Consider the following 14,588-nt stretch of genomic DNA (forward strand, 5'->3'; position numbering starts at 1 on the left):
CCCGCGGAGCGGGTCCCACAGCGCTGCGCGCTGTGCAAGCGGGACACCTCGCTTCGCTCGGTGTCCCGACCCGCTCCGCGGGTCGGGACTGGGGTGCTGCGCACCCCAGTTGCTCGTGGCTTCGCCACGAGCCGGCCCTTCGAGCCGTCAGATCCCGCGCTTCGCTTGGTATCTGAGTGCGCTTCGCGGTTCAGTCGCTTCGCTCCTTTGTGCCTTTCGGCTTCGCCTCCAGGCTGGCCCGCTGGCGCGGGCGGCTGGCTAGGCGGTCAGGGTTGGGTGGTGTCGAGGGTGCTGCGCATGGCGGTGCGGAGTTCGGCGAAGCGCTCTTCCCAGTGGTCCCTGAGGTCGAGGTAGCTGGGGTCGGTGTGGAGTGCCCCCTCCTCGACCAGGTCTCGGAGGTCTCTTAGTGCCCGGAAGGCTGCGGTGGACGCTTCAATGACGGGTGTCGGAGCGATGAGGGCTAGCTGGTAGCGCAGTTCGTAGGCGTTGCCTTCCTTGAAGGCTTCGATGGCTTTGCGGGCTCGTTCCTCGGGTGGGGTGTGGGCGGAGCGTGCTGCGAGGCGGAGGTTGTTCCTGGTGCGTGCCAGGGCGGCGAGGTAGTCGGCGCAGAGCTGGCGTCGGGTGTTGTGCTCGTTGTGCTGGCGGGTGCGTTTGGCTCTGGAGAGGTCAGTGGTGAGTGTTGCCAGGGTGCCGATCGCTGCTCCCGGTGCCGTGCTTGTCAATGATCCCCATTGCATCGGGTGATGTTAGTGGGTGTGTGTCGGAGGTGCTCCGGGTTCCGAGGTGGTGTGCTTCATTTTTGGGTGCGGATAAGTTATGGAGTGAGTGGAGCCCACCACGGAACGGGCGGCCTTGTCGCAAGGTAGGTCATCCGGAATTGAAGGGGTCGTTGTATGGCGAGGATGGAGCTGCGGGCTCATCAGCGGGAGGCCGTGGACGCGGTCCTGCGCGCGCTCGAATTGCCTGCGGGTGCGCGGGGGCCTTCGCGTGGGCTCCGTACGCAGGTGGTCATGGCGACTGGTTCCGGCAAGAGCCTGGTCGCTGTGCGCAGTGCGGAAGAGCTCCACGCGGGCCGTGTGCTGGTGTTGGTGCCTTCGCTGGACCTGCTGGCCCAGACCGGGTCCGTGTGGCGTGAGGGGGGTCGTACGGGGCCGATGATCGGGGTTTCGTCTCTGCGTGGGGACGAGGCGGGTTTCCCCAGCACCACGAATGTGGATGAGCTGGTCGGGTGGACGCGGGGTCTGGGCAGGGTCACGGTGTTCGCCACCTATGCCTCGCTGGGGTTGGGCACGTTGGAGCGGGCGCATGCCGCCGGCCTTTCGGGCTGGGACCTGATCGTGGTCGACGAGGCGCACCGGACCTCGGGTCGGCTCGGGAAGCCGTGGGCGGTCGTCCACGACAACGAGAGGATCCCGTCTCTGCGTCGGCTGTACATGACGGCCACTCCGCGGCTGTGGCAGCTCGGCGGCGAGGCGGGCCAGGAGGGTGCGCCCGGTGAGTTGGTGGCGAGTATGGAAGACGATCCTGGCTCGCCCTTCGGCAGTCGCTGCTTCACTTTGACGCTCTCGGCCGCCATTGACAGGGGGATTTGCGCTCCCTACCAGGTGGTGTGCGTGGACGTGACGGACACGCGGTTCCAGGCCGCGCAGCTCCTGGGTGTCGAGGGCCGGTCGGATGAGGTGCGTGGGGCGCGGCTCGCCGCCCTCCAGACCGCTCTGGTGAAGGCGTCGGCGCAGGAGGGCTTCCGGCGCACGCTGGTGTTCCATCACCTGACGAGGGAGGCTGAGGCTTTCGCGGCCGGGTTGCCGGGCGTGGCCGCGCAGCTGCACGACAGTGCTCCGGAGTTGTATCCGGAGGTGGTGTGGGCGGACTGGTTGTGCGGGGAGCATAAGCCGCTGCACCGGCGCCGTGTGCTGGGCGAGTTCGCCGACGGGGCCGCTGCGGATGGCACGGTGGTGGACAAGGGCTACCTGGGGTCGGTGAAGGTGCTCGGGGAAGGCGTCGACACCAAGTGCTGTGACTCGGTGTACTGGGCGGATGTTCGTGGCTCGATGCCGGACCTGGTGCAGGCGGTGGGGCGGGCGTTGCGGATGCAGCCGGGTGAGGGCAAGGTCGCCAGTCTGGTGGTGCCGGTGCTGCTGGGGCCTGGTGAGACGGCGGACAGCATGCTGTCCTCGAAGGCGTTCGGGGGGTTGGCGAAGCTGCTGGAGGCGCTGCGGGCGCACGACGCACGGGTGGTGGAGGCGTTGGCCGAGCAGCAGGCCCCCAGCCGCTACAAGCCTGCCCAGAAAGGCGCGGAGGGCGTGGGGTGGGGCGTGGGTGGGGGCGGGGTCGAGGGGGTCTCTGGTCCGGCGAGGGCGCTGCTGAAATTTTCGACGCCGCGGGATGCGGCCGCCTTGGCGGCGTTCGTCAATCTGCGGGTGCTCAACCCGGAGCATGAGCACTGGCGGCGCGGGGTGGAAGCCGCCGTCCTCTACGCCCGCGAGCACGGCGGTCTGCGGGTGCCGTTCACCTACCGCGTGCCGGCCGGGGACGATGCTGAGGCCGAGGGGTGGCCGGCCTCGCTCGCGGGCTTCCCGCTTGGGCAGTGGATCGCCGATGCCCGACGCTTTCACGCCCGCGGTGACATGGGCGAGGGTCGCGTCGCGCAGCTGGACACGCTGGGCATGGTGTGGTCGCACTTTGACGTCGCCTGGGAGGAGGGGCTCGCCGCGGCACGTGGGTGGGCGGCCGAACACGGGCACCTCCTGGCCCCCCTTGATGCCATCTACGAGGGTGCGGCGGTGGGAGTCTGGTTGAAGAATGCGCGGGCCGCAGCGAGGAAGGCCGTGGAGGTCGAGCAGCGGCGTGCCCAGGGGCTGGCGGTGGAGTCGTCGGCGGGGGCGCTGTCGGATGAGCGGCGTGAGCAGTTGGAGGACATCGATGCGTCGTGGTGTCCGGCCTGGCCGGTGGCCTGGCAGCGGTGCTTCCATCTCGTACGGCAGCACCTGGATGCCGGTGGAGCGCTGCCCACCACTGCGGGGGATGTCGTACGCCAGGGCGAGGACCTCGGACGGTGGGTGACGTCGGTGAGGCTGGGCTGGGAGAAGCTCACCGCGGTACAGCGGTGGATGTGTCAGCAGGTTCTTGGGATCGAGCCCGCCGGCGAGGACGAGAAGCCCGCACCGCGCACCAGCCAGGCACAGAAGTGGGCCATGTATCTCGCCGCCGCCCGCCAGTTCTTTGAGCGTGAAGGGCACCTGGGGGTACCGAGGAAACACGTCGAACGGATCGTCGTCGGCGGTGGCGGGAACGGCGGCGGCAGTGAGGAGCGGGAGCTCCGGCTCGGGGCGTGGGTCAGCAACCAGCGCAGCAGGGCCGCGGCGCTGTCGCCGGAGCGGGTCGAGGAGCTGTCCGCGATCGGGATGCGGTGGTCGTGATGGGCAGCGTCGTCACCGCAGCCGTCGCGCCTGCGATCAGCTACCTGCTGAGTGCCCACAGAGCCGAGATGGAGGTCGTGGCTTTGTGTGCGGTGTGCGATGTCGTTTTGGCGTGTGATTGAGGTTGCATGCTCGCGCGAGTAGGTGAGGTTCGCGAGAGTGGGAGTCAGCTGGGTGGGCCTTTCGCCGGGTGTGTCTGTCACTGTCCGGTGTGGTGGGTGGGGGGTTGTTGTGGGGTGGTTGGTGGGGTGAAGAGTGTCTGGATGGTTTGGGTGGCGAGGTTTCGTAGCCAGGTGTGGGCGCGGTCGTCGTCGTAGCGCTGGTGCCAGAGCAGGTAGAGGGGGATGTCGGGGAGTGGGAGTGGTGGGGGCAGGGTGGTCAGGCCGAGGTGTTCGCGGGTTGTGCGGGTGGTGGCGTTGGGGAGGGTGGTGACGAGGTCGGTGTTGAGGGCGAGTTGGAGTGCGAAGGTGGTGGTGGGTCCGGTGGCGACGACGTGTCGTTCGAGGCCGTGGGTGGTGAGGGCGTTGTCGATGGGGTCGTGGAGGCTTCCGCGTCGCGAGACGGTGAGGTGTTCGGCGGCTGCGTAGCGCTCGAGGGTCAGTGGGCCTTGGGTGAGGGGGTGGTCTGGTCGGACGGCGACGACGAGTTGGTCCTTGCCGATGAGGTGGTGGCGGATGTCGGGGAGTGTGGGGGTGCTGGTGCTGGATTCGAGGTCGACCTCGCCGCGGCGCAGTTCGGCGTCGTCTGTGCCGGGTTCGGCGGTCAGGCGTAGTTGGACGCTGGGGGCGTGGTGGTGGATGGCGGTGATCAGGGTGGTGGCGCAGGCGGTGGTGAGGGCGTCGTGCCAGCGCAGGGTGAATATTCGGTCCAGGGTTGTGAGGTCGAGTTCTTGTTGTGTGGTGAGGAGTTGGTGGGCTTGTTGTACGAGGGTGTGGACTTGGGCGTGCATGGTCTGGGCGCGGGTGGTGGGGGTCATGTTGCGGCCGGTGCGGACCAGGATTTGGTCGCCGGTGGCTTTGCGGATGCGGCTCAGGGTGCGGCTCATTGCGGGTGCGGTGACGTGGAGGCGGGCTGCGGCGCCGGCGACGCTGCCTTCTTCCAGTAGGGCGTCCAGGGCGGTGAGCAGGTTCAAGTCCAGTTGCATGGCGGTAACGCTACAAGTGACAAGCATGCACTTGTTGTTAAGTGTTGGGGGTTCTACCTTCGAAGTGCAGGCGGGAGTCGAGCCGCCCGCACACATCGAATCCGGGGAGTCCGCCATGAGCACAGCCATGCTTTTCGCCGCCGACACGACGCTCCTGTCCGAGGTGATGGCCGTGGTGAAGGCCGCCGGCCGTACGCTGCGCGACCGTCACACCTCGCATGCCCGGGGGGTGAGTCTGGATGAGGTCGTCGCTGAGATCCACGCGAACGACGACGCGGTGCTGGGCGTGCTGCGTGAGCCGCTGCTGCGGGTTAGGCCCGGATCGCGGTGGGCCGAGGACGAGTTGGCCGGCGGTGTGCTCCCGTCGGGTGAGTGGTGGGTCGTCGATCCGGCCGAGGGCAACATCAACCACGTGCACGGCATGGAGGACTGGGCTGTGACCGCCACGCTGGTGCGTGACAACCGGCCGGTGCTCACCGTTGTCCACCTGCCGTTGACCGGTGACACGTACACCGCCGTCACCGGTGGCGGTGCCCGCCTCAACGGCCGGGTCTTGAAGGTGTCCGCCAAGACCGACCTGGGGGCCGCGCTGGTCGGCACCGGGCAAGCCAGGCCCGGCGAGGACGAGCGCACCTTCCGGCGGATCGGCGACTCGGTCACCGCCCTGCTCATCAACGGTCTGGTGGTGCGTGTGTCCGTGCCGGCCACGATGCAGCTCATCCACGTCGCCGCCGGACGCATGGACGCCTTCTGGCAGTTCTCCGACGTCCGCTCCGGCCTGGTCGCCGGCGCGCTGCTGGTCTCCGAGGCCGGAGGCACCGTCACGGACCTGGCGGGCGAGGCCTGGCACACGGGCAGCCCGGGCTTCCTGGCCGCCGCCCCCGGCCTCCACACCGCCACTCTGAAGGTCCTGTCGACCGTCAACTGACCGGGCACCTCCGCTCTACCCATCCGATACCGCAAGGAGCATTACCTCGTGACCAGCATCGGCATCCTGGGCGCCGGCCGCGTCGGCGCCAACCTCGCCGGCAAGCTCTCCGCGGCCGGACACCGCGTCACCCTCGGCGTCCGCAACCCGCACGACACCCAAGCCCTCGCCACCCGCATCGCCCCGCAGATCGCCCTCGCCGACCAGCGCGCCACCGCCCGCACCGCGGACATCGTCCTCAACGCGACCCCCGGCGACACCTCCCTGGACCGCCTGGCAGACCTGCGCACCGAGCTGACCGGGAAAATCCTCGTCGATGTCTCCAACGCCACCCGCGACACCGACGACGGCCTGCCCGGCGACCTGTGCTACCCGGGCAGCAGCCTCGCCGAGCAACTCCAGACCGCCCTCCCCGACACTCGTGTGGTCAAGACCCTCAACACCATGCTGTTCATGGTCATGACCGCCCCCGAAACCCTGACCACCCCACCCACCGCCTACCTCTCCGGCGACGACCACAACGCAAAGCAGACCGTCACCGGCCTCCTCGGCGACCTGGGCTGGCAGCCCGCATGGATCGAAGACCTCGGCGGCATCACCACAGCCCGCGCCACCGAAGCCATGATCCTCATCGTCCCCCACCTCCTGCGCCGACACGGCCTCAAACCCTTCGCCGTCTCCCTCGCCCGCTGAGCCGTCACGACCGGGTTCGGACCCACACCAGGAACGGGCACGTGCGAGGCAGCTGGGCGCAGGCACGGGCGAAGGGAGGCGGCCCAGACCGCGCTCGAGCTCGGCGTGGCGCCCGAGCGGATCTCCGTCGTGGCCGACGGCCCCGCCCCGCCGCCCGGTGTGCGCAGGGCGGGCGCCCTCGATGCGAGTCCGGGCGCCCTGGAACGGATCGCCGACGCAATCCATTCCGGCGAGATCACGGTGCCGATCGCGGCGGCCTACCCGCTCGAGCAGCTCCGCGAAGCCGTGACGAGGCAAGCCGAGAGGCACGTTCACGGCAAAATCGTGATCGCACTATGAACCGGCACGAGGTGGAGTGGCGTTTGATGACTGTTCCTGGCTGTACCTGCGAGGGTGTGCGTCATGGCTCCTGAGCCGAGCAGCGGTCCCGTTCGTCACTATGACCGGGGAGGATGGCTGGCACAGTTCACCGGCCGCATCCTTGTGGTCTGTCCTCGATGTGGCGGCTGTGCACTCATCCTTCCCCGGCCTGGCCTGCCTGAGCGCAAGTACCTCTATGAGCTGCTGTTTGTGCCACGTCGCCTGGCCTGCCGAGGATGTGGGGCCGTCGCCGATTGGGAGCCGCAAGTGCGGGAGGACGGGCTGGTCGCAGCGACTCCGGGCGGCACAGAGGACCCGTTCTTCCGAAGGCCGCTGTGGCTGCAGACCCGATGTGTCGGCCAGGTCCTGTGGGCCTACAACGAAGAGCACGTCGACGAACTGTCGGCCTATGTCGGTGCCACCTTGCGCGAGCACGGGGCGAGTCCGATGAGGGCGATGCTCACGCGACTGCCGCGATGGATGAACAGGGCCGACAACCGCTCGGACGTCCTGACCGGCCTGGAGACGCTCCGCGCTCTGGCCAACCGATCAGCTCCCGCCGACCGATCCGACGCCGCACATGAGCGCGGCGACCGCCCCCAGCCCTATCGGGCCCTGTACTTCCGGGGCGGGGCATACAAGAGCACACCCTGAAGCACGGCGCGCCCCCTCGTCGGATCGAGCCGATCGAGGACCGGCCGGGACACCGGCGGAGGCGGGTGAGGTAGCCGAGGAGGAGCGCGGAGGGCCCGCTTCGCGTCCCTCCTCGCGGGGTTGGTCCTTGACGCTGCGGCGCTTTTTTGGCCTTCTCGGCCCTCGGTCATAGTCGGCGCCATGGACTATGACGTAGTGGTGGCCGGAGGCGGCCCGGTCGGACTGATGCTGGCCTGCGAGCTGCGGCTGGGAGGCGCGCGGGTGGCTGTCCTGGAGCGCCTCACCGAGGTGGACCCGACGATCAAGGGTGGGGCGATCACCACGCCCGGCGCCGAGGCGCTCTACCGCCGGGGCATGCTGCCCGCGCTGGCCGAGGTGCAGCGGCAGGCGATGGACCGCTTCCAGGCATTCATGCGCGAACGGAACGGCGGGGACGGAGGCGTTGCCGCGGGCCAAGGGCTCGGGATCGTCGGGCACTTCGCCGGAATCATGCTGCGCGCCGACCTGGTCGACCGCAGGGAGCCGGGCCTCGGCGACGCCGGACCCGCCGCCGAGATCGCCTTCGTGGCGCAGCAGGACATCGAGCGGCTGCTCGGCGGGCGGGCCGACGAGCTCGGCGTCGACGTGCGTCGGGGAGTGGAGCTGACCGGCTTCGACGCGGACGACGAGGCCGTCACGGTGCGGACCAGCCACGGGCCCCTGCGCGCAGGCTGGCTCGTGGGCTGCGACGGCGGCCGCAGCACGGTCCGCAAGCTCGCGGGGTTCGCATTCCCCGGCACGGACCCGGAGATCACCTGTCACCAGGCGGTCGTGGAGATGACCGGCGCCGAGGACCTGACGGTCGGCTGGACCGCCACGGACACCGGGGTCTACGCCCACGGGCCGATGCCGGGCCGCATCGTCACGGTGGAGTTCGACGGCCCGCCGGCCGACCGGGACGCGCCGGTCACCACCGACGACCTCCAGGCGAGGCTGCGCCGCGTCTGCGGCGTGGACGTCACGATCACCGGGGTGCGGACCGCGACCCGCTTCACCGACCACGCCCGTCAGGTCACCGAGTACCGCAAAGGCCGGGTGCTGCTGGCGGGCGACGCGGCGCACGTGCACTCCGCGTTCGGCAGCCAGGGGCTGAGCCTGGGTATCGGGGACGCGATGAACCTCGGCTGGAAGCTCGCCGCAGTGATCAGCGGCCGGGCCCCGGAAGGACTGCTGGACACCTACACCACCGAACGGCACCCCATCGGCGCCGGCATCCTCGACTGGACCCGCTCCCAGGTCGCGGCCATGCGCCCCGACCCGCAGTCCCGGGCCCTGCGCGAAATCGTCAGCCACCTGGCGCAGACGGCCGCGGGCACCACATACCTCACCGCCCGCCTCAACAGCGCCGCAGTGCGCTACGAGCTGCCGGACGAGCACCCCCTGACCGGCCGCAGCACCCCGGACCTCGAACTCACCGACGGCAGCCGCCTCGCAGACCACCTCCACGGCGGCCGCGCGCTCCTGCTCGACCTCACCAACGACCCCGAACTCCGAGCCCTCACTGCCGGGTACGCCGGCCGCATCGACACCCTGACAGCCGGCTGCCCCTCCCACCCGGAACTGGCAGCGGCCCTCGTCCGCCCCGACGGCTTCACGGCCTGGGCAGCCGACGCGGGGGCGCACGCGCCGACGCCGACGTCGACGTCAACGTCGACGGCCGGGCTGGCGGAGGCGCTGGAGGAATGGTTCGGAGTGCCCGAGGGCGCGGTGACACCGGGCTGATCCACCGCTCTGCTGACCGACTCGAACCACCAGCCGATACCACCAACGGCCGCCGCACCCACACGGTGTGACGGCCACCCGCACCCACCCGGTGTGGCAGCCACCCACACCCCAGCCCCGGCCAGCAGCCGCCCGGAGTGCTCACCGGCCGCCTACCGCACCCGCCGCTACGCATCGCCGTCACCCCCTCCGCCGGTGTTACGGCTCCCGGCACCCTGCGGGCCAGTGACCAGTGCAAACGCCACCGCCGGGACAACCCCGGCGGTGAAAGTCACCGACCCAATGGCGTCATCGTCCAACTCGTCGACCCAGTCGACTGGGTCGACTGGAATGCATCCAGCGACCACTGAACCGACGGCCGGGGCGGCACCGCGTCGGCAAGTGCGGCGCAGCGCGGACCGGCCGCCGGCGTCGAGCTGCGGGGGAGCTAGTCGATCCGTTCGGCCAGGGCGACGATGATTCCCGAGGGGCCGCGGAGGTTGCAGAGGCGGTAGATGTCCTCGTACTGCGCGACCTCGCCGAGGAGTTCGGCGCCATGCGGGCGCAGGCGGGTGAGGGTGTCGTCGATATCGTCGACGGCGAACATGACTCGGTGCAGGCCCAGGGTGTTGGGGGGCGGGTCGGTCGGTCCGGCGGTGATCGCGGCGGGGGCGTGGAACTGTGTCAGCTCCAGCTTTCCGTGGCCGTCCGGGGTGCGCATCATCGCGATGGCGCTGCGCACCCCCTCCAGGCCGACCATCCGGTCCGCGCAATCTCCCTCGATTTGCGCTTCGCCTTCCAGCTCCATGCCGAGGTCGGTGAAGAAGGCGACGGCGGCCGCCAGGTCGTCGACGACGATGCCTACATTGTCCATCCGCTCAATCGCCATGAGGTGCTCCTTCTGGTCGCGCAGTCCACTCCGGCTACCGGTACCCGTGGGACGGAGCCGGTGCCGCCTTCTCGACACCCGGGAGGTCGGTGTCGTTATCCGGGAGGTCGGTGTCGTTGCGTGCTGCGCCTCGACGGCCTACCTACGGCTCCGCGGACGCCTGCCAGGCCGCGCTCGCCTCAGGGAGCGTTCTCGTCCGGGCCCGGCGCCGGTCGAGGAGACAGTACCCGGTGGGTGTCGGGGTGCTGTGGCGGCTACTCGCTGGGCGCGGGGTCGGGGAGCAGGGGTGTGAGGGCGCCGAGCAGTGCGCCGACGCAGGCATCGCGGAGCTGGGTGCGCGTGCAGGTTTCCTGGCTGAGCCAATCCACGCACAAGACCTGAACGAAAACCAACCAACTCTTCAGGACCGCGGACACGGCCTCGCGGATGTTGTCGCCGGCGAGGCGAAGCACCCCCAGCAGCCGCATACGGAGCGCGTCCAGTTCCTTCGTCATGATCGACTGGATCACCGGGTCGCCCGCGAGAACCCGGTTCGCGGCGAGGACGGCGTTGCGGTGGGTCGTGAAGTAGTCGAGGTGGATGTCCATGCCCTGGATGAGCTGGTCCCTCAGGGAGTCGGTGGGGTCAAGGCGGGTGTCGGCGAGCAGTTGGTCCGCCGCTTGCTGGTAGACGGCGGCGAAGAGGGCGTGCTTGCTGGGGAAGTGGCGGTAGAGCAGGGCCCGGGAGACGCCGGCCTCTTTGGCGACGTCCTCCATCAGCACGTCGTCGTACGGGCGTGCGGCGAAGAGCCGCGCCGCGACGGTGAGGAGTTGGGCGCGGCGGTCGGTCGGGCTCAGTCGCTGGCGGGGAGGCACGACACCCAGACTACTTGACATGTGTCTACTAGTGCATTCAATCTAGTAGACACATGTCAACTAAATCTTGTTGGACGTGGAGGGATCATGACAAGGGCTCTTCGGACGCTCGCCCAGCTCATGGGCTGGTCCTGCGTCGTGATCGGTGCAATTCATCTGATACTCGGCAACGCGGCGATCCCCGGCGCCAGTGCGGCCGGCACGACGGTCGACAGCTGGGGCCGGTTCATGGGGGCCAGCTTCGCCGGCTACGGACTGGCTTGGCTCTGGACCGCCCGCCAGCGGCCCATCCCGGCATCCGCGGTGCGATGGCTGGCCGGCGTCTTCCTGCTGGGCGGGGCGGGCCGGCTGATCTCGCTCGCCGTGCACGGCCCGCCGCACTGGTTCCAGATCGCGCTGACGGTGATCGAACTCGGCCTGCCACCCGTATTCTTCCGGCTGGCCAGCGCGGAAGAACACGCCCTGCGGGACGGGGCGGAGACCGCACCCACCGGACGATGAACAATCAACACTGAACCCGGGCCGGCCGAAGGATGCCGACGGCGACCCGTGCACACTCTGGAGCTGCTCAGCCGTCTTGGCGACGTTCCGCACCGGGGGCTGGTGTGTGCCCACCCTGCCGCGCAGCGCGCACACCAGAAATTGAGCCAAAACCTGAAAACCGGCTCTGGTCCACTTAAAGCGTGGTCGTGTACACAGGATGATTGTTGCGTCAACGGACAGCGGACTGTCCGGGGGATATAGCGTCGCGATCATGAGTCTGCTGACTGGCACCACCACCGACCAGGCGCCGGCTGACCCGGCCGCCACCGACGACATGCTGGCCACTCAGCCCATCGGATACTGGAGCGGCCTCGCCCATGCGGCCGTCACCCGGCAGCTGCGTGACGCCATGGCCAGGATCGACGTCACACAGCCGCAGTACTGGGTGCTTAACCGGGTGAATGGTGGGCCAGCGGCGCCGAGCCGCGAGGAGGTCGTCATCCAGCTGACGTCCCTCGCGGACGGGCCGCACGAGATCGCTCGTGTCATCGACCAGCTGTTCCACCGCGGGTGGCTCCGGGCCGACGCCGGGCAGCGCCTGCAGCTCACCGACGCCGGGGAAGCTGCGAGGGTGCGGCTGCGCGAGCTGGTGACCGAACTGCGGGGCGTGGCCCATGAGGGCATCAGCGACGAAGAGTACGTGGCCGCGCTCAAGGTGCTGCGCAGGGTGATCACCAACCTTGAGGGCGACGAGACCTCCTAGCCAGGTTCTGCCTGTTGGCCGGCCGGCGAACCGGTCAGCGGAGACACGTTCTCACCCGGCTGGTTCAGCGGGACGTCACTCTGGCCGGTGGTGGCCTGGGTCAGCCGCAGGCTGGAGCCTTCGGTGAGGACGATGTGGGCGTGGCGCAGGAGGCGGTCGACGGCTGCGGTGGCCGGCGTCTTGGGCATGACCGAATCGAAGTCTGAGGTGAGCTCGGCGGTCCGCCGGTAGGGCGCGTCCTGGTCCCTCGATGATCGACTCCGAAAGGGCTCATGAGGGGAGCCAGGCGCAGGCACGGCCAGCCAGCCATGCGTGGACTGACCGCCTACGACCACCAAATCTCGCCCGTTATCTCTGGCCGGGTGGTGGTGTGGTTGAGAGGGCTTACGACCGGGCGGCATGCGGGCGGGGGCTCGGAGCGGTGTTCGGCGGCTGCTTCTTCTGGTCCGGGTGCGCGGTTGTGTCCTCTGGGAATCGCTGTCCGTCCGGCGCTGTTGCATCGATCGAGGGACCGGCGTCGCACGGTGAGAGCAAGACCATCCGACCCGACAGGGTCCGGGCCCCCGGGGGCGCGGTACACCCGCCGCGCGCTCAGACCAGGATGTTTTTCCGCAGGAGGACTTGTTCATGACAGACCGGCCCTTGACGCTCATGGCAGTGCACGCCCACCCCGACGACGAGGCCACCGGAACCGGAGGGATCCTCGCGCGGTACGCGGCGGAGGGCGTCCGCACGGTTCTCGTGACGTGTACCGACGGCGGATGCGGTGACGGACCGAACGGGACAAAGCCGGGCGACCCCGGGCACGATCCGGCGGCCGTCGCCCGGATGCGGCGTCAGGAACTGGAGGCGAGCTGTGAGGCCCTGAAGATCAGCAACCTGGAAACGTTGGACTACGCCGACTCCGGGATGATGGGTTGGCCGAGCAACGACGCCCCTGGTTCTTTCTGGCAGACGCCCGTGGAGGAAGGCGCCGCCCGGCTCGCGGAACTCATGCGGCACTACCGTCCCGATGTGGTCGTCACCTATGACGAGAACGGCTTCTACGGGCACCCCGACCACATCCAGGCCCACCGCATCACGATGGCGGCGGTGGAGATGACCGAGCTGACGCCGAAGGTGTACTGGACGACGATGCCCCGTTCGATGATGCAGCGGTTCGGGGAGATCATGCGCGAGTTCCATGAGGACATGCCGGAGCCGGATCCTGCCGAGGCCGCCGCGATGGCCGAGATCGGCCTCCCCGATGATGAGATCACCACGTGGGTGGACACCACCGCATTCAGCGGTCAGAAGTTCGACGCGCTGGCCGCACACGCCAGCCAGGGCGAGAACATCTTCTTTCTCAAGATGGGCAAGGAGAGGTTCGGCGAGTTGATGGGCATGGAGACGTTCGTACGTGTCCAGGGGGCCACCGGCGGGGCCGAACCCGAGAACGATCTCTTCGCCGGATTGCGCTGATCCGACCGCCTGATGGACTGCTGCGCTGACCAGAACCGTCGACCTGGGCCGGTCCCTTGACCTGGGCCTGGGAAAGGTCAGCAGCCGCACCGCACGATCGTGGGCGTCACGCACCCGGAGGCTCGTCCACGCGGGATCCACCCCGGCAGCCCGCGACCACCCGGCAAACGTGCAGGTGGTCGCGGGCTGCCGTCTGGCACTCGACCGGCGCGGCGCGGAGCTGCTCTTCCAGGCTCCGACCGAGCGCGAGGAGGGCCGCCCGCCCGCGCGTCGCGTCGTGGTCTTCCCCGGCCCGGGCGCGGGCTCTCAGTCGGGCGACGGGATGTCGGCGAGTCGCTCGGCGACGTAGTCGGTGACGGCGGGGACGTCTTCGCTGAGGAAGAAGTGGCCGCCGGGGAATACCCGCAGTGCGAAGGTGCCGGTGGTGTGGTCCTGCCAGGCGGCTGCCTCGTCGCGGGAGGTGCGGGGGTCGTCGGCGCCGGTGAGAACGGTGACCGGGCAGCGGACGGGCGGGTCGGGCGTGAAGTGGTAGTCACCCAGGGCCCGGTAGTCGGCGCGCAGCGGCTCCATGATCATCTTGAGCATCTCGTCGTCTCCCAGCAGCCGGGGGTCGGTGCCGCTCAGCTCCCGGATCTCGGCGAGCAGGCTGTCGTCGCTGCTCAGGTCGACGTTCTCGTCCCGGTGGCGGGACGGTGCGCGGCGCCCGGACAGGAAGAGCGCCACCGGTGAGGTGTCGAGTTCCCGCTCGAACCTTCGTGTCACCTCGAACGCCAGGAGCGCCCCCATGCTGTGGCCGAAGAACGCCAGCGGGCGGTCCGCGAGGTGCCGCAGGCGGTCGAACAGGAGATCCGCCAGGACGTGCAGATCGGTGACGCACGGCTCGTCGCGCCGGTCCTGGCGGCCCGGATACTGCAGGGCGAGCGCGTTGAACCGGTCCGAGAGGGAAGTACAGAAGGGCCGGTAATAGCTGGCGGAACCACCTGCATGGGGAAAGTGGACGAGATGAAGTGCCTCGGCGGGACCCGGTAGATAGCTGCGGATCCATCGGTCCGACTCGGTGACTGTTTTTGAACTCAACTCATTACCCCTACCGCTGCTGTGGTGAACTTGCGCCCTGCGCGAAGTATCCAGAGAATCGCAGTCGCCTACCGTCGATTCAACCCCGCGCCTGGTGGGGTTTTTCAAGTCAGGGGCGATAGG

Annotated in this window: 15 protein-coding genes; 9 read left to right on the forward strand and 6 right to left on the reverse strand. The window is 69.2% G+C overall.

Annotated elements, in window-relative coordinates; all coding sequences use genetic code 11:
* Window positions 1-266 precede the first annotated feature (266 nt).
* Window positions 267-722 carry a hypothetical protein gene (locus IEY78_RS17610; RefSeq protein WP_229700017.1) on the reverse strand — a complete coding sequence of 152 codons (456 nt, stop codon included), beginning with the start codon at window positions 720-722 and terminating at the stop codon, window positions 267-269.
* A gap of 180 nt (window positions 723-902) precedes the next feature.
* Between IEY78_RS17610 and IEY78_RS17615 the strand changes: the two genes are divergently transcribed.
* Window positions 903-3,419, forward strand: a complete 2,517-nt coding sequence (locus IEY78_RS17615) for a helicase associated domain-containing protein (RefSeq protein WP_444544920.1) — start codon at window positions 903-905, stop codon at window positions 3,417-3,419.
* A gap of 199 nt (window positions 3,420-3,618) precedes the next feature.
* Here the strand turns inward: IEY78_RS17615 and IEY78_RS17620 are convergent, their stop codons facing one another.
* Window positions 3,619-4,563 carry a LysR family transcriptional regulator gene (locus IEY78_RS17620; protein WP_189099343.1) on the reverse strand — a complete coding sequence of 315 codons (945 nt, stop codon included), beginning with the start codon at window positions 4,561-4,563 and terminating at the stop codon, window positions 3,619-3,621.
* A 115-nt stretch (window positions 4,564-4,678) separates the two neighbouring features.
* On the opposite strand from IEY78_RS17620, the gene IEY78_RS17625 reads away from it, so the two are divergent.
* From IEY78_RS17625 to IEY78_RS17645, 5 genes are all read left to right on the forward strand, one after another.
* A complete protein-coding gene (locus IEY78_RS17625; RefSeq protein WP_189099344.1) occupies window positions 4,679-5,491 on the forward strand; it encodes an inositol monophosphatase family protein in 813 nt (270 codons plus the stop codon).
* 48 nt (window positions 5,492-5,539) lie between these two features.
* Complete coding sequence (locus tag IEY78_RS17630) at window positions 5,540-6,184, forward strand: NADPH-dependent F420 reductase (RefSeq protein WP_189099347.1); 645 nt, start codon at window positions 5,540-5,542, stop codon at window positions 6,182-6,184.
* Between the two features lie 129 nt (window positions 6,185-6,313).
* Window positions 6,314-6,523: a zinc-binding dehydrogenase gene (locus IEY78_RS17635; RefSeq protein WP_229700018.1), complete on the forward strand. Its 210-nt coding sequence runs from the start codon at window positions 6,314-6,316 to the stop codon at window positions 6,521-6,523.
* Between the two features lie 63 nt (window positions 6,524-6,586).
* The gene (locus IEY78_RS17640) at window positions 6,587-7,198 is read left to right on the forward strand and encodes a hypothetical protein (RefSeq protein ID WP_189099349.1); all 612 of its coding nucleotides are present in this window, start codon (window positions 6,587-6,589) and stop codon (window positions 7,196-7,198) included.
* A gap of 180 nt (window positions 7,199-7,378) precedes the next feature.
* Window positions 7,379-8,959 carry an FAD-dependent monooxygenase gene (locus tag IEY78_RS17645; RefSeq protein ID WP_229700019.1) on the forward strand — a complete coding sequence of 527 codons (1,581 nt, stop codon included), beginning with the start codon at window positions 7,379-7,381 and terminating at the stop codon, window positions 8,957-8,959.
* 427 nt (window positions 8,960-9,386) lie between these two features.
* Here the strand turns inward: IEY78_RS17645 and IEY78_RS17650 are convergent, their stop codons facing one another.
* Complete coding sequence (locus IEY78_RS17650; protein ID WP_189099351.1) at window positions 9,387-9,827, reverse strand: VOC family protein; 441 nt, start codon at window positions 9,825-9,827, stop codon at window positions 9,387-9,389.
* A 254-nt stretch (window positions 9,828-10,081) separates the two neighbouring features.
* A complete protein-coding gene (locus IEY78_RS17655; RefSeq protein WP_189099353.1) occupies window positions 10,082-10,681 on the reverse strand; it encodes a TetR/AcrR family transcriptional regulator in 600 nt (199 codons plus the stop codon).
* Window positions 10,682-10,768: 87 nt separating this feature from the next.
* Between IEY78_RS17655 and IEY78_RS17660 the strand changes: the two genes are divergently transcribed.
* The gene (locus tag IEY78_RS17660) at window positions 10,769-11,182 is read left to right on the forward strand and encodes a DUF4345 domain-containing protein (protein WP_189099355.1); all 414 of its coding nucleotides are present in this window, start codon (window positions 10,769-10,771) and stop codon (window positions 11,180-11,182) included.
* A 253-nt stretch (window positions 11,183-11,435) separates the two neighbouring features.
* A complete protein-coding gene (locus IEY78_RS17665) occupies window positions 11,436-11,927 on the forward strand; it encodes a MarR family winged helix-turn-helix transcriptional regulator (protein ID WP_189099357.1) in 492 nt (163 codons plus the stop codon).
* Here the strand turns inward: IEY78_RS17665 and IEY78_RS17670 are convergent.
* Entirely contained in the window at window positions 11,924-12,115 is a 192-nt protein-coding gene (locus IEY78_RS17670) for a hypothetical protein (protein ID WP_308426920.1), read from the reverse strand. The genes IEY78_RS17665 and IEY78_RS17670 overlap by 4 nt on opposite strands.
* 439 nt (window positions 12,116-12,554) lie before the next feature.
* Between IEY78_RS17670 and IEY78_RS17675 the strand changes: the two genes are divergently transcribed.
* The gene (locus IEY78_RS17675) at window positions 12,555-13,388 is read left to right on the forward strand and encodes a PIG-L family deacetylase (protein ID WP_189099359.1); all 834 of its coding nucleotides are present in this window, start codon (window positions 12,555-12,557) and stop codon (window positions 13,386-13,388) included.
* A gap of 306 nt (window positions 13,389-13,694) precedes the next feature.
* Here IEY78_RS17675 and IEY78_RS17680 read toward each other — a convergent pair whose 3' ends face one another.
* Window positions 13,695-14,465, reverse strand: coding sequence for a thioesterase II family protein (locus IEY78_RS17680; RefSeq protein WP_229700020.1), 771 nt, complete (start codon window positions 14,463-14,465; stop codon window positions 13,695-13,697).
* Window positions 14,466-14,588 lie beyond the last annotated feature (123 nt).

Source organism: Streptomyces kronopolitis (assembly GCF_014646275.1).
Lineage (GTDB): Bacteria > Actinomycetota > Actinomycetes > Streptomycetales > Streptomycetaceae > Streptomyces > Streptomyces kronopolitis.

Excerpts from the sequence above, each read along its gene's own strand:
- IEY78_RS17615 (WP_444544920.1), top strand. The coding sequence starts at position 903 with ATGGAGCTGCGGGCTCATCAGCGGGAGGCCGTGGACGCGGTCCTGCGC.
- IEY78_RS17620 (WP_189099343.1), bottom strand. The coding sequence starts at position 4,563 with ATGCAACTGGACTTGAACCTGCTCACCGCCCTGGACGCCCTACTGGAA.
- IEY78_RS17625 (WP_189099344.1), top strand. The coding sequence starts at position 4,679 with ATGAGCACAGCCATGCTTTTCGCCGCCGACACGACGCTCCTGTCCGAG.
- IEY78_RS17640 (WP_189099349.1), top strand. The coding sequence starts at position 6,587 with ATGGCTCCTGAGCCGAGCAGCGGTCCCGTTCGTCACTATGACCGGGGA.
- IEY78_RS17645 (WP_229700019.1), top strand. The coding sequence starts at position 7,379 with ATGGACTATGACGTAGTGGTGGCCGGAGGCGGCCCGGTCGGACTGATG.
- IEY78_RS17650 (WP_189099351.1), bottom strand. The coding sequence starts at position 9,827 with ATGGCGATTGAGCGGATGGACAATGTAGGCATCGTCGTCGACGACCTG.
- IEY78_RS17660 (WP_189099355.1), top strand. The coding sequence starts at position 10,769 with ATGACAAGGGCTCTTCGGACGCTCGCCCAGCTCATGGGCTGGTCCTGC.
- IEY78_RS17665 (WP_189099357.1), top strand. The coding sequence starts at position 11,436 with ATGAGTCTGCTGACTGGCACCACCACCGACCAGGCGCCGGCTGACCCG.
- IEY78_RS17670 (WP_308426920.1), bottom strand. The coding sequence starts at position 12,115 with ATGCCCAAGACGCCGGCCACCGCAGCCGTCGACCGCCTCCTGCGCCAC.
- IEY78_RS17675 (WP_189099359.1), top strand. The coding sequence starts at position 12,555 with ATGACAGACCGGCCCTTGACGCTCATGGCAGTGCACGCCCACCCCGAC.